11 protein-coding genes are annotated in these 14,395 nt (G+C 48.6%); 5 read left to right on the top strand and 6 right to left on the bottom strand.

What is annotated here, in order from left to right; translation table 11 throughout:
* The 5 genes from L0156_16820 to L0156_16800 all read left to right on the top strand — a co-directional run.
* On the top strand, window positions 1-1,449 hold a 1,449-nt coding region (locus tag L0156_16820), incomplete at its 5' end, for a response regulator (GenBank protein ID MCI0604651.1).
* Window positions 1,450-1,508: 59 nt separating this feature from the next.
* The gene (locus L0156_16815) at window positions 1,509-3,767 is read left to right on the top strand and encodes a protein kinase (protein ID MCI0604650.1); all 2,259 of its coding nucleotides are present in this window, start codon (window positions 1,509-1,511) and stop codon (window positions 3,765-3,767) included.
* 6 nt (window positions 3,768-3,773) lie between these two features.
* The gene (locus L0156_16810; GenBank protein MCI0604649.1) at window positions 3,774-4,952 is read left to right on the top strand and encodes a glycoside hydrolase; all 1,179 of its coding nucleotides are present in this window, start codon (window positions 3,774-3,776) and stop codon (window positions 4,950-4,952) included.
* 62 nt (window positions 4,953-5,014) lie between these two features.
* A complete protein-coding gene (locus L0156_16805; GenBank protein MCI0604648.1) occupies window positions 5,015-5,440 on the top strand; it encodes a Mut7-C RNAse domain-containing protein in 426 nt (141 codons plus the stop codon).
* A 9-nt stretch (window positions 5,441-5,449) separates the two neighbouring features.
* Window positions 5,450-6,727, top strand: a complete 1,278-nt coding sequence (locus tag L0156_16800; GenBank protein ID MCI0604647.1) for an AAA family ATPase — start codon at window positions 5,450-5,452, stop codon at window positions 6,725-6,727.
* 33 nt (window positions 6,728-6,760) lie between these two features.
* Here L0156_16800 and L0156_16795 read toward each other — a convergent pair whose 3' ends face one another.
* The 6 genes from L0156_16795 to L0156_16770 all read right to left on the bottom strand — a co-directional run bounded on the left by L0156_16795 (window position 6,761) and on the right by L0156_16770 (window position 14,376).
* A complete protein-coding gene (locus L0156_16795; protein MCI0604646.1) occupies window positions 6,761-9,025 on the bottom strand; it encodes a glycosyltransferase in 2,265 nt (754 codons plus the stop codon).
* Window positions 8,983-10,125 carry a DegT/DnrJ/EryC1/StrS family aminotransferase gene (locus tag L0156_16790; GenBank protein ID MCI0604645.1) on the bottom strand — a complete coding sequence of 381 codons (1,143 nt, stop codon included), beginning with the start codon at window positions 10,123-10,125 and terminating at the stop codon, window positions 8,983-8,985. Before L0156_16790 ends, L0156_16795 begins: the two co-directional genes overlap by 43 nt.
* Complete coding sequence (locus L0156_16785) at window positions 10,122-10,643, bottom strand: acyltransferase (protein MCI0604644.1); 522 nt, start codon at window positions 10,641-10,643, stop codon at window positions 10,122-10,124. Before L0156_16785 ends, L0156_16790 begins: the two co-directional genes overlap by 4 nt.
* The gene (locus tag L0156_16780) at window positions 10,640-11,599 is read right to left on the bottom strand and encodes an NAD-dependent epimerase/dehydratase family protein (protein MCI0604643.1); all 960 of its coding nucleotides are present in this window, start codon (window positions 11,597-11,599) and stop codon (window positions 10,640-10,642) included. The genes L0156_16785 and L0156_16780 overlap by 4 nt, the downstream gene beginning before the upstream one ends.
* A complete protein-coding gene (locus tag L0156_16775; protein MCI0604642.1) occupies window positions 11,593-13,188 on the bottom strand; it encodes a Gfo/Idh/MocA family oxidoreductase in 1,596 nt (531 codons plus the stop codon). The genes L0156_16780 and L0156_16775 overlap by 7 nt, the downstream gene beginning before the upstream one ends.
* A gap of 96 nt (window positions 13,189-13,284) precedes the next feature.
* Complete coding sequence (locus tag L0156_16770; protein ID MCI0604641.1) at window positions 13,285-14,376, bottom strand: D-alanine--D-alanine ligase; 1,092 nt, start codon at window positions 14,374-14,376, stop codon at window positions 13,285-13,287.
* Window positions 14,377-14,395 lie beyond the last annotated feature (19 nt).

Genomic DNA, 14,395 nt, shown 5'->3' with positions numbered 1-14,395 from the left:
GGGCGTTTTCTGGATATCAATACGGCAGGATTAATTCTTTTTGGCTATGACTCCAAAAAAGAGCTTTTAAGCATCGATATTGTTAAGGATTTGTTTGTTCATCCTGAAACGCGACCTATTTACGAACAAACTCTGGCAAGGGACGGATACGTGAAGGATTTTGAATTAGTACTGAAACGCAAAGATGGAACGCGACTCGTGGTCCTGGAGACTTCCGTTGCGGAACTGGATGAGCAAGGTAATGCCGTAAGCTATCGTGGAATTATGCGAGACGTAACCCACGTAAAAGATCTGCAACTTCAACTGGTTCAATTTCAGAAGATGGAAACGATCGGACGTCTTGCCGGTGGCGTGGCGCACGACTTCAATAACATTCTGATGGCCATTATGAGTTATTGTGATTTGAGTCTTACCACCGCAGGATTGGAAGACTCTATTGCAAGAAATCTTGTTGAAGTGAAGAAGCAGGCTGAAACCGGAGCCGCCCTGACCAGACAACTGCTGGCCTTCAGTCGAAAACAAGTTCTGGTTCCAAAAGTCATTGATCTGAATCAAGTACTAACCGAAATGGAACCGATGATCCGGCGTCTTCTTCGTGAAGACATTGCCATTGTTTTGAATCTAGATCCGTCCATTGGCACGATCCAGGCTGATCCGTATCAAATCGAACAAGTCGTGATGAATCTTGTCGTGAATGCGAAAGACGCAATGCCCAGGGGGGGCCGTTTAACTTTCCAGACCACTGTGAAAGAATTCCGTTCCGAATCGCAGTTAGAGGATGTCCGGATTGTGGAGGGAAGCTATGTAACGCTGGCAGTTACCGATACGGGTTTAGGCATGGATGATCTGACGCCACTGAAAATCTTTGAACCCTTTTTTACGACAAAAGAAGTGGGCAAAGGCACCGGCCTAGGGCTCTCGAGCGTTTACGGAATCGTGAAGCAAAGCGGTGGATATATTTTTGTAACGAGCCAACCGAATTCAGGGAGCACATTTACAATTTATCTTCCTGAGGTCCCGCTGCATTCAAAACACAATCTTGCGGAAGAACATCCGGCTGGAACCGTTCAGACTCGACCTGCAGCATCCCAGACCATCCTGCTGGTGGATGATAACGCGCCGGTGCGATCCGCGCTCAGTGCCCTGTTGGATCTTCAAGGCTATAACGTTTTTCAGGCCTCAAACGGTTTTGAAGCGATACAACTCTGCACCGATCAAAACATGCAAATCGATCTGCTCATCACCGACATGGTGATGCCATTCATCGGTGGACATGAGCTTTCCGAGAAGTTGAGTGAGCGTTACCCGCATCTAAAAACGTTATATATGTCCGGTTACGCCGAGGATACGGTGCTTCGCGAAGCTTTGTCGGATCATTCTTCAGCTTTTTTGCAAAAACCGGTTTCGATGAAGATGTTTCTGGAGAAAATTCAATCGCTCCTCCATTAGATCTTTAACCTCCAAGACGCCAACACGCCAAGATTCATTTATACTTTAAGATCTAATCTATGTCGTTAGAGAAGGGCAAACGGCTTGGTCCGTACGAGATTCTGGAGCCGCTGGGAGCGGGCGGAATGGGAGAAGTTTACCGCGCGCGGGACACGCGTTTGGAGAGAGATGTTGCGGTAAAGGTGCTGCCCGAAAAGCTGACGAAAGATGCGGCCCTGCTTGCCCGCTTTGATCGCGAAGCCAAACTGCTTGCAACGCTGTCGCATCCGAACATACTGACTGTGTTCGACGTTGGCGCGGATCATGGGCTTTTTTATGTTGTTACCGAACTGCTCGAAGGAGAGACTTTGTCAGAGGTCATCCGTAAATCTGTACTGGAGTGGAAAAAAGCGCTTGAAATCGGCGTGTCTGTCGCGCAGGGACTCTTCGCGGCGCACTCAAAAGGAATCATCCATCGCGACTTAAAACCCGATAACATCTTTCTAGCTACTAATAGTGTAGTAAAAATTCTGGATTTTGGGCTTGCGCATGCCGAGCCAACTTCGGAAAACGAGAATATCAGCAGAGCGGCCACGCTTTTTCAAGAAACCACTCCTGGTATGTTGATCGGAACCATTCCTTACATGTCACCCGAACAGGTCCGCGGACTTGCTCTGGATATTCGTAGTGACATTTTCTCTTTCGGTTGCGTGTTGTATGAAACTCTTGCAGGTTGCCGTCCGTTTGGGAGCACCAGCGCCGTGGAAACGATTGCATCGATTCTGAAGGATCCGGCTCCGGGTCTTCTCGATTCGAATGCAACAGTCCCGCCGCAGCTGGATTTCTTGATCCGGCGCTGTCTTGAAAAAGATCCACGGGACCGTTTTCAAACTGTGGAAGAATTGCTGCAAGCACTGAAAGAGATTCAACCGGGTGCAGCTCTTTCCACCGCATCCAGCAGAAAAAGAATCGATTCACTTGCGGTTCTCCCATTTCTGGATATGAATCCCGATCCTGAATCGGAATATCTGGTCGATGGAATCACCGATAATATCATCCATACGCTCTCTCAGTTTCCAAAACTTCAAGTGATGGCTCGAAGCACTGTTTTCCGTTATAAGGACCAGATGGTGGACGCTGTGCAGGTTGGGCGAATGTTGAATGTGCGCGCGGTATTGACCGGGCGTCTCGTGCACCGCGGAGGCCAACTCATTATTCAAACCGAGCTGGTCGATGTCCTTTCGGGCGCGAGTCTCTGGGGAAAGGAATACACGAGTGATCTCGAGCATTTGCATAGCCTGGAACAGGAGATTGCGCGAGAAATAATGGACAAATTGCGGCTGAAAGTCGTTAAACGAAAGCGGAAAACTCAAAAACCAACTGAAAATACTGAAGCATATCAACTTTACTTGAAGGGTCGATATTTTTGGAATAAGCGGACTCTGGATGGATTTCGCAAATCCATCGATTCTTTCGACGATGCAATTCATCTGGATCCGAAATTTGCGCTTGCGTACGCAGGACTCGCGGACGCTTACTCTTTCATGGGTGGCTACGGTTATTTTCCATCTCGCGAAGCGTACACAAAAGCGAAAGAGGAAGCAGTGAAAGCTTTGGAACTCGATCCGAGTCTTGCTGAAGCTCACACCTCGCTGGCAACTGTGAAGTATCGCTACGATTGGAACTGGAAAGGGGCCGAGGAATCATTTCGAAAGGCGCTCGAACTGAATCCCGGGTACATCACCGCACATCACTGGTTTGGCGTGTTTCTTGTGCTGACGGGAAGATTCAAACAAGGTCTGGCAGAAGTAGAAAAAGCTGCGGTGTTGGATCCGCTTTCCGTTGTGATTCAGTGGACTCTTGGCTACATCTATTTCTATTCGCGCGACTATGACAGGGCGTTAAAGGCGTGCTGGAGAGCGCTTGAGCTCGATCCAGCTTTTGCCCGCGTGTACATCGATATTGGTTTGTGTTACATTCAGCAATCCAAAAATCAGGAAGGGATTTACGAGATTCAGCGCGGAATCTCTCTTCTGGATCCGAGTCCGAGTCTTCTCGCAACTCTTGGTTACGCTTATGGCATATTAGGACAAAAAGAGGAGGCCGAGAAGATTCTTGACGATCTGCAGGAACAATCAAGGCGCCAGTATGTCTCACCCTACAGTTTTGTGCTGATCTACATCGGCCTTGATGATCGAGATCACGCTTTCGAATGTTTGGAGAAAGCGTTTGAAAGACGTGAAGACGCCCTGGTAAGCTTGAAAGTAAATCCACGATTCGATTCACTGCGGTCCGATGCGCGCTTTGATGCTTTGTTGAAACGCATCGGATTGTCGTAGTTTCGCATGAAGCTGATGTTGATGCTCCTTGCCCTTGTATGCCTCTTTGGCTGCGAGAAATCTTCCTGGAAAATTGTGGAATTGGAGTCGCCTGCGGGTCCGGATAGTGGTGAGCCCTTTCTTGCTGCGGCCTACGACGAAGTATGGCTGAGCTGGTTGGAGAAGACAACTACGGGACATGCATTGAAGTTTGCGCGCTGGAAGGGTGATTGGTCCAAGCCGAATGTGATTGTTTCGGGAATTCCATTTTTTGTGAACTGGGCCGATTTTCCATCGATTCTGCCGTTATCAGAGAACAGAGTCGTTGCGCACTGGTTGCAGAAAAAAGGGGAGAGCGCTTATGCGTATCATGTGATGTTGTCGATTTCCGAAGATCAGGAAAAAACCTGGAGTCAACCGGTAGCCGCTCACACAGATCTGTCGGCAAATGAGCATGGATTTGCATCTCTTGTGGATGACGGGAAGGGAAATCCTTTGATAGTCTGGTTAGACGGCCGAAATTTTAAAGCGGAACATGATCCTTCCAGTGAAATGGCCTTGATGTCTACAAGGATCGTGCCGGATCAGTTTCGAAAGGAATTCACGCTTGATTCGCGGGTTTGTGATTGTTGTCAGACTGCGGCGGTTCGCACGCGTGATGGAGTTTTTGTTGCGTACAGGGATCGTTCAGAAAAAGAGATTCGTGACATTTCGTACGTAAGGCATAGATCCGGTAGTTGGACTGAGCCGAAAACATTGCACAGTGATGGGTGGCAAATCGATGGATGTCCCGTAAATGGTCCGGCTGTTGAATCTGAGGGAGATACGGTTGTCGTTGCGTGGTACACGGGAGCGGATGATAAAGGGCGTGTTCGCGTTGCGTTTTCTCAGAATGGTGGCGAATCTTTTCAGAAGCCGGTTAATGTAGATGATGGGAATCCTTCCGGTCGCGTGGATGTTGTCTTGTTGGAAGATGCAAGCGCAGTGGTCAGCTGGTTAGAGAATCAAGGTGACAAAGGCGCAATCATTCGGGTCCGCCAGGTTTTTTCGGATGGGCGCGCCGGTAAAGCATTAACGGTTGCGGATACGACGAAAGCACGATCAAGTGGTTTTCCACGCATGGTCCGTTCCGGCAAAGACCTTTTTATCGCGTGGACTTATACATCAGATCCAACTACTATCCGTATCGCGCGAATTAAGCGTTAACAAAGTAGCGCGGGCCTCTGGCCGGCGACTCGCAGGCGGGACGCCCGCGCTACTTTGTTGCTATGAAATTCGTCGCGGATGTGATGCTTGGAAGTCTTGCACGGCTTATGCGATTTCACGGTTATGATGTGGAGTACAGTAACACAGCGGATGATGAAACCCTCCGGAAACGTTCTGTGCACCGAATTCTGCTAACAAAGGACCGCGCTCTCTCAAAACGAATTCGCAAAGGCCGCAGTTACCTGGTCCAAAACACAGGTGGTAAGGATCAACTCCAGGAAATTCAAAAGCAGTTTCCCGTCAGGAATACTTCCTCCCGGTGCGTCGAATGTAACTCCAAACTGCGATCGATTCGCAAAGAGAAAGTGGAACATCTGGTCCCGCCGTTTGTTTACAAGAAATACAATCAGTTCTTTTCGTGCCCTTCTTGCATGCGGATTTACTGGCAGGGAACTCATTTCGAGCGAATGTTGCGTATGTTAGAATAGCGGCAAACAATGGCCCGCATCATTCCGGTCTCCTCAGGCAAAGGTGGCGTCGGGAAAACGACATTTGCTATTCATTATGCCTTGATGTTGTCACGCTATGGACGAACGGTCCTGATCGATCTGGACATGGGAACTTCCAGTGTCCGGAATAGCATTGATGTGGCAGTGCCCTATGATTTGTATCACTTCTTTCGACGTGGCGTTCCTCTTGGTTCCTGTGTCGCTCAGATCGATGCCAAGCTGGATCCAAGCGGACGCTATCGCAATTTTGGTTTTATTGCCTCTCCGCGTGGATTGATTGAAGATCTTCTTAACTTTGATGAAAGGCACAAGATCGCTCTAATCCGTGCAATTAACACACTGCAAGCTGATTACATTGTGATCGATCTGAAAGCGGGAGTCGATCCCAACGTTCTGGACTTTTTACCTCACGCGAATACCGGCGTAATCGTTTTTACACCGCTGGTACCTTCGGCCGTCTTTGCCGCTTCTGAAATGGTGAAAGCGCTCATTTTACGAAAATTGAAAGCGCTTTTTACGTTCGATTCGTTCCTGTTACGGAGCGGGCTCTCCCAGATGCAGGTCGTAAATTACATGGTCCATATCGAAGCGATGGAGGACGTTTACGAAGCGAAAGAAAAGAATCTGGAAGAGTTTCTTGTCCTGATGCAAAGCGAGGTGGACAACGAGTTGGTGCTGGCGATGCTTGGGAACGTGATCCGCGATTTCAAAATCTATTATGTGTTGAATCGTTTCAACAGCATCACCGACAGCGTAGAAAAGATCATACGGCCTTTTACCGAATCCATTCACCGGGCAATCTCTCCTTATTTGAAGATGATCAATCTAGGCTGGATTGTGGAAGATGACCGGTTTATGAGGTCAGCAACGCAAAAGATTCCACTCTTGTTGCAGGCGCCGGAACAAAAACAGCCTTCCCGAAAAATGGAAACTGATCTGCTGAATCAGTGGATGACTGAATTGAAAAAAGAATTTGCGCCATTGCCTAAACCATTAAGAATGGCAGCCGCTCCCGCTGTGGTGGCGGCGCCAGCTCCTATTGCACCAAAACTTGCAGCCTCAACGGACCCGCTCGATCAGCAGCTGCGATTGCTCAAAGCAATGTTTGAGAATCAGGACCGCAAGGATTTCCGCTTGAATTTTGATTACATCACGCAACGCTCTCTGCATTTGATGCGTCATGGACGCTTTGATGATTTCGGTGATGTCAAACTGCTTGCAACGCTGCAAGACCGCGCCGAAGCAATCTCCTCCCGCTGGCACTAACGATTCGTCAAATGTCACTTCGCTAACCGAATGTTACGTGCTTTTAGAGAACCAGTGCAGTTCGAAGATGCGGATAGGGCCATAGTAGCCGCCGTCAAATTCCGCTCGCAGGCGTCCGTATTTTTTCAAAATTGCATTCAGCTCCGCAGGAGGCAGTCCAAGCTGTTCGGCGTAAGAACCAGGCCGTCCCTGTTTGACGAATGAAGCAAGGTGCCCATCCACTATAAAAATATCCGGTTGAAATTCGAGAAAAGCATCTTCTAGACTCATAGCGGTTTGGTAGCGCTGGAAGTAATGCAACGTTTCCCAGGAATACCAGTCATTCTTGGGCAAAGCGAACCACCATGTTTGAGTACCCATGACGGTTTCATTAGGGCGAATCCTTTGTTTGAGCTGTGCCGCAACGGCACTGTAATCCTGGCTCCAGTCATAACGGAGCGGCAACAGACTATAAATGATACCGCACAGGACTAGAAAATAGACGCCGACTTTTCCAACATCTTTCAACAAATTTACACGCCAGGGATGGCGGGTGATCTGAACCAGAAAAACAGCAACCGAAAGTTCCAGAACAGGGCTGAAAAGGATCGCATAATAGGAAAGTTTGTGCTGCAGCAAAATGCTGTGTGCAAAGGGCAAGCCGAGCAGCAGCGTAAGCAAAATTTGGTTTTTCTTCTTCCGCTGCAACAACAAAAAGGGAATGGCAATTACTGCGAGTGGGAGCAGATAGGGCGCGACATAGAAAGCAAGTTGCCACGTTCCTTGAATAGAGCTGAGAAAAAGTGACAAGGGGAAAATTGGTGGTTTATGAGTATAAGATCCCGCAATGCGGTTGATGGTTAACCATGTTTCTGGATAACGGAGGATGTGTAGTGAAACATAAAAGGCAATTCCAATCACTCCACCAGAAATGAAGCACCAGAAAGGACGGCTTTTCAATGCAGCCCAACGTGCCTGAACAAAATATAGAATCAAAATAACCGGGGCATACATTGCTCCTGCCGGGTGCGTTTCGAAAGCCGCGCCCAGCAACAGTCCCGCTGCAAAATGAGGCCATGTTTTTGATTCATTCCTCAACGACAGGGCGATCGCGCAGAAGCCAAAAGCGGCTACAAGAATATCGTACCGAGCCAGGTGCGACGAATACAGAAATGATCGTGACAACGCGACCAGACAAAGCGTCAACCACGCAGAATTCGAATTCTCCAATCGGCGCCCAATCGAAAACACGCTTGCCAGGAGGAGAAAACCTCCAAGTAAAGACAAAAATCGGAGCGGTTCTACGCCGGGCGCGGAGGATGTTAGAAAAGTTAGATGTTGGAGATAATTTGGAATCCATGGAAAATAAGTCCAATAGCCGGGGAATCTATCGAACACGCCACGATCGAGAGGTCCGAACGCCTGCTGCGTTGTCCGAAAAGCCCAGGCTCTGCTTCCAAACCATCCTTCATCAACAAAAAGAGCCGGGTAGCGTTGAAGCGTGGCAATGTGAACAAGTGCTAAAAACAGAACAAGCGCAAGCTTCGATGTGATACTTTTTCCTACAGGAAGTTTCCCGCGTAGCTCCATCAACTGGATCAGATTCGACCATACGGTTCGCGGGTTTCTCACCTTAGATGTGCCACTTTGCCGCGGTCGTATGGCGGTAGGAACGTTGATCATGCGGCATCCGATCTCCCTGGCTCGCAGGATAAGCTCCATTACAACACTCCATCCACGGCCTGTTGAAGTAAGCTTGATTTGTCTCAGAACCGCGACGCGAATCATAAAGATGCCCTGAAAACGTGGAAATCCACGGAAAAGCATTTTGTATAGTACACGTTCGCCCGCGGAAAGAAATTTGCCGTATAGAGAATCGGAGCGCTCCGGCAAGTAACCAAGCACCAGATCATTTTGTTTCATCTGTGCTGCAAATTGCGACAGGATCGATGCAGGAAACTGCCCATCGGCGGGAAAGAATGTTAGATATTCAAAGTTTGCTTCTGCAAAACCGGTACGGTAAACACCACCCAATCCGCGATTTTCCGGATGATGGATCACGCGTACCTTCGGAAGTTCTTCCGCCAGTTGATCCGCAAGCGTGCCAGTACCATCCAAGCTTCCATCGTCAATAATGAGAATTTCCGATTGCGTGCCTAGCGTTGTTAGCTCGCTGTCGATTTCTTCAACTACACGCCGGAGACTGGCAGCTTCATCATAAGCCATAACGACAACGGAAACTCCGTATTGCGCAGGATCCGATGGATTCACTGATATCAAATCTGCTGCCACGCGGCTTGCAGGCGGGAACAGATCCACTCCTGATCCTCTCGCAGGAGCTGCGGAAAAATTGGTAACGCTATGGTCAACCAGTCCGCTTCCAGCGCGTTGGGATAATCCTGGACTTTGAATCCGTACTTCTTGTAATAACTCAACAAATACGGGGCATGTGCTCCCGGCCGTGTTTCAATTCCATCTGAAGCCAGCGCGTGGATCAACTTATTACGCCGGTCAGAAAGCGACCGGAGGCTTTCGATATGATGGGTGTCCGTTTTGATTTTACAAACATACGACTGATAAGAGTGTACAGAAGATTGCGACGCGGAAGGCGATTCCAGCCAATCATGCAAGGACGAGTTGCCGATGAGATCATCATAATTTTTTGCGCATGCCTTGCGCATTTGCAATACGGATGGAAGTTTCTGAAATTGAGTTAGTCCAATTGCCGCTTGAAGATCGGTCATGCGATAGTTGTATCCTAGCACGGTGAAATCGGGAGAAACTGATGCGCCATCGGACCCGATATTTCGGAACTGAAGAAAGGACCGGTAATAATTCTCGTTATCGGTTACCAACATTCCTCCTTCTCCTGTTGTAATCGATTTACGCGGATGAAAGCTAAAGCAACCAATTTGACCGAATCTCCCAACATGTTCATTCTTGTAATAGCTTCCCAATGCGCAAGCGGCATCTTCGATCACCAGCACTTCTTCGGATAAATCCATAAGAGCCGACATTTCAGCGGCGAGCCCAAAAAGGTGTACCGGAATAATTCCACGAGTCTTTGACGTAATTCGAGCACGTGCGGATGCGGGGTCTATGTTAAACGTGAAGGGATCTATGTCGCAGAAAACAGGAGTTGCGCCTGTGCTTTCCACTGCATTGACCGTGGAGATCCAAGTAAATGCGGGGACGACCACTTCTACACCCGGACCAAAACCGGCTGCCAGGGCGGCGACATGCAACGCGGCTGTGCAGGAAGAGACGGCGACTGCATACTTTCGGCCGACGAAATTCGCTACCCGCTTTTCAAAGTCAGCGACCTTTTTTCCCTGCGAGACCCAGCCGCTTCTGAGCACTTCAATGACGGCGTTTTCTTCTGCCGAATCAAAAAACGGACGGGTTATAGGAATCTTCACTGAAGCCGTTCCCGGAGAACTCTTGCTGGAACTCCTGCGGCTATCGTGTAATCAGGGATGCTGGTATGAACAACAGCGCCGGCTCCGATTTGCACTCCCTTTCCGACTGTCACACCCGGCAAAATTGTTGCGTTTGTTCCGATATCGCTGTCCTCACCAATCTGGACTTCGGCAAAAATGATTTCTCCTTCCAGCAAAGATTTGTATCTGCCTTCATCCTGATGATAGGAAGTGATGATTCTTACAGAAGGTCCGATTCCAACACGAGCCCCAATGATCAGTCCGCCCGCGCTATGAAAAAAACAGAATTGACCGATCCACACATCATCCTGGATTACCATATCATTCTGGTAGTAACCTTTCAGGATGGAATAGTGTCCAACATACACATTGCTTCCAATCGCAATGTTCTCCGGATGAAACACGAGTACACCCTCTTCAAAAATGACATTCTCGCCGATGCTTTTAAATTTGGACCGATCAATTTTTCCCGAGCCGTGACTGTGAAACGATCTCACGCTTCGACCCTTGTGGCGTAGAATGCGGCCGTTCTTCGAATTCCTTCTTCCAGATCAACCTTTGCTTCGAACCCAATTAGATCGCGGGCTTTCTCGACACTCGGAATGCGCAGCTCCACATCCACGTAATCTTTTCTGACAAAACTGATCTGTGATTTGGAATTCAAAACACGAATCACTGTGTTGGCCAACCCATAAATGGTCGTAACCGCACGCGAGTTTCCGACATTGAAGGATTGTCCTATTGCCCTCGGATGCTCCAGAGCCAGTAACACAGCATCCACCATGTCCTCCACATAGCACCAGGCGCGGATTTGTGTGCCATCTCCATGGATTTCGATCGGTTCGTTGCGGATCGCGCGCAAAACAAAGGTTCGCAGGGCGCCTTCTCCAACCTGACCGGGCCCGTAAACATTGAAAGGACGCACGACGGTCGCGGGCAGGTTCCTTTCCTGATAGTACGCAATCGCAAGATGCTCCTCCGCCAGTTTGCTGACTGCATATGTCCACCGCGCTTCTCCTACTGTTCCCATTATGGCTTTATCTTTTTCTCTGGAACGGAATGCCTGTTGTCCGAAAACTTCACTGGTGGAAAAGCAAAGAACACGATCGCAATGCTCTAACCGGGAAGCAGCTTCCAGAACATTTGCGGATCCGACCATGTTCACCCGCATCGTGGTGACCGGGCTGAGAATCACTGTGTCGATTCCGGCAATTGCCGCGCAGTGAATCACAACATCGGCGCCACTGATGGCTTGCATCAGCGAATCCTGGTCCAGAACATCTCCCTGTACCACGGTCAGCCTGGAACTATCAGCGATTTCCTTATCCTTCAGCGAATTCCTTCTAAAGTTATCGAAGATTGTGACTGAATTATCCGGAAGAAGCTTTTCAGCAAGCGTGGAACCGATAAAGCCTGCTCCGCCGGTGATAAAGATGTTCTTGCCTGTCAGCATATTTCTTCCACGCTACTATTACCGGAGAGCCGGTAAGACTTTCCGCAGCCGTAGCATTTATCCGGATTATTTGCAAACGACAGCTTCTCTCCACATTCGCACATCCAGCCGGAGATTTTCGCGGGAATACCTGTGACGAGCGCATAATCAGGAACATTTTTTGTAACTACGGCGCCTGCGCCAACGAATGCGTAACGTCCGATGCGAGTACCTGCCAGAATTGTGCAGTTTGCTCCGAGACTTGCGCCCCGGCCTACTTGTGTTTCCTGAAATTCAAATTTACGCGGGACGGCGCTTCTGGGATTAATCACATTCGTAAACACCATTGAAGGTCCGCAAAAAACATCTGATTCGAGTGTAACTCCTTTGTAAATAGAGACATTATTCTGAATCTTCACGTTGTCACCGATTGTTACCTCAGGACCGATCATGACATTCTGAGAGATTACGCAATTTTTTCCGATCTTCGAATTGGAAAGAATGTGCGAAAAATGCCAGATCTTCGTTCCTTCTCCTACCTGTACATCCGGATCGATATAGGAGGAGGGATGGACAAAATAGGAACTTCGCTTTTGTTCCCCGGGCATAATTGCTCTACCGTTTTCCTTTAGCGATTCTTCACTGGCAGACAAAACTTGTAAGACTCTCAGTCCTTCTGCTGCATCGGTTTTGGGCGTTTTTCCTTTTTGGATGCATTCCAGGAAATGCAAGCATTCCGCCAGGAGAGGTTCGGTGGAATCCAAGGGGATCGATTCACTCTCCTTTTTATGTGTGACCACCGTTCTGTTTTGCCACTCTATTGTGTGTGGATACAGGACCAGTTTTTCCGCGGCTGTATCATCAAAGACAGCCATTTTCCTGTCGCCTACCACGACCAGTTTTTGTTCTTTTAGTGGATGCATCCAAGATACGAAAATGTGTGCTTTCACCCCGCTTGCAAAGTCAAGTGTCGTCAGTGTTAGATCGTAGATTCCTTTCTGTATGTATTGCCCGCCAGTACATCTCACCTCTTCTGGAAATTCTTCCAACAGCATCAAGATTGTGGAGATGTCATGGGGCGCGAAACTCCAAAGGATATTTTCTTCTCTTCGCACTTTTCCAAAATTCAAACGATGCGAATTGATGTACAGAATTTTCCCAAATTCACCGTGCTGTAGGAGTTCCTTCAATTTTAGTACGGCCGGATGGTAATTCAGAATGTGTCCCACCATCACTATTTTCTTCAGCTGCTGTGCCAGTCGCAGTACATCTTCTCCTTCACTTAGTGCGAAAGCCAGAGGTTTTTCAACGAACACATGTTTTCCTGCGGACAACGCTGCGCATGCCAGCCGGGCATGAGTAACCGCCGGAGTCGCAATCGCAACTGCATCGACGGCGGGATGCTGAAGCATCTCCTGGAAGTCTTCGGTCAGAACTGCGTCGGGGGCTATCGAACGCGCTGTTTCCTTTCCGTCAGGCGAAGGCTCACAAATCATCTTCAGCGCGCCAAGAGAGTGAAATACACGAACAAGGTTCCGACCCCATTGTCCGCACCCGGCGACGCCGATGTTGGGAGGAATCTTTGTGACAGGAGTTTTAGCGGATGTCAATACGTTACTAACCGAATGCAGAATAACAAAATACAGAGGGGGAGTCAAAAGACGGAATATGATCCTATTCTACCTGGCAAGTTTACTGTTAACGGACTATGGGTTTTGGATGGCGTCGTAAGAGGTGACGTTTTGCGATAGATCGTTGAAACGTTCGAGGCCAAGCTCTAACAGACGATCGAGCAAATTATGAAAAGAAACGCCACTAACTTCCCAAAGTTTCGGATACATGCTGATGTTGGTAAACCCGGGAATCGTGTTGATTTCATTCACATAAAAAACTCCACTATCTCTATCCAAAAACAGATCCACGCGCGCCATTCCCGAACAGCCGATCGATTGAAAAGCGCGGATAGCCAGGTTCTGCACGGCATCAATCTGTTTTGATTCCAGCCTGGCAGGAATATGTAACTCTGTGCTGTCTTCGATGTATTTGGCAGTGTAGTCGTAGAATTCACGTTTCGGAACCAGCTCACCGGGCAACGACGCTTGCGGCTGCTCGTTCCCCAATACAGACAGTTCGAATTCCCGGACATTCATTCCTTTTTCTACGATCACTTTTGAATCGTATCGCGCAGCATCTTCAAAAGCATCAGGAAGCTCACTGCCGTCATGAACCTTGTGAATGCCGACACTGGAACCGAGATTCACAGGTTTAACAAAAATGGGATAAGGGAAACTGGATTCGATCTGAACGATGATTTCTTGCTGGTTCGTTTTCCATCTCGACCTGTAGAACCATAAATACGGCGCAACAGGCAAACCGGACTGAACGAACATAGCCTTCATCAGTGCTTTGTCCATCCCAACAGCAGATCCAGCAACTCCAGCCCCAACATAAGGAATTCCTGCAGATTCCAAAGCTCCTTGAATGATTCCATCTTCACCGTGTGTCCCATGCAACACAGGAAAAGCGATGTCGATGATGAGCTGAGCTTGTGCGGTATTCAACTGCGGCTTGCTAAAGCCTGGATATAGAAAAACACGCTCTTTTAAGTTTTTCGCGTTAGCGGGAAGCTGGTCAATTCCAATATCGACCCGCCACCAGAACCCGTTCTTGTCGATGAAGATTGGATACACATTGTGTTTGTTCTTCAACGTATTGTAGATCGAACGTGCGGATCGAATTGAGATTTCGTGCTCTCCCGATCGGCCACCATATAACAAGGCTACACGCAGGGAACTCATGACTCATTACTCATTGCTT

It is taken from the genome of bacterium, from assembly GCA_022616075.1.
In the GTDB taxonomy this organism is placed as follows: domain Bacteria; phylum Acidobacteriota; class HRBIN11; order JAKEFK01; family JAKEFK01; genus JAKEFK01.
This window is presented reverse-complemented; position numbering and strand designations above follow the sequence as displayed.

What these genes read in the sequence shown, in the direction of transcription:
- L0156_16815 (MCI0604650.1), top strand. Translation starts at nt 1,509, where the DNA reads ATGTCGTTAGAGAAGGGCAAACGGCTTGGTCCGTACGAGATTCTGGAG.
- L0156_16800 (MCI0604647.1), top strand. Translation starts at nt 5,450, where the DNA reads ATGGCCCGCATCATTCCGGTCTCCTCAGGCAAAGGTGGCGTCGGGAAA.
- L0156_16810 (MCI0604649.1), top strand. Translation starts at nt 3,774, where the DNA reads ATGAAGCTGATGTTGATGCTCCTTGCCCTTGTATGCCTCTTTGGCTGC.
- L0156_16780 (MCI0604643.1), bottom strand. Translation starts at nt 11,599, where the DNA reads ATGCTGACAGGCAAGAACATCTTTATCACCGGCGGAGCAGGCTTTATC.
- L0156_16770 (MCI0604641.1), bottom strand. Translation starts at nt 14,376, where the DNA reads ATGAGTTCCCTGCGTGTAGCCTTGTTATATGGTGGCCGATCGGGAGAG.
- L0156_16805 (MCI0604648.1), top strand. Translation starts at nt 5,015, where the DNA reads ATGAAATTCGTCGCGGATGTGATGCTTGGAAGTCTTGCACGGCTTATG.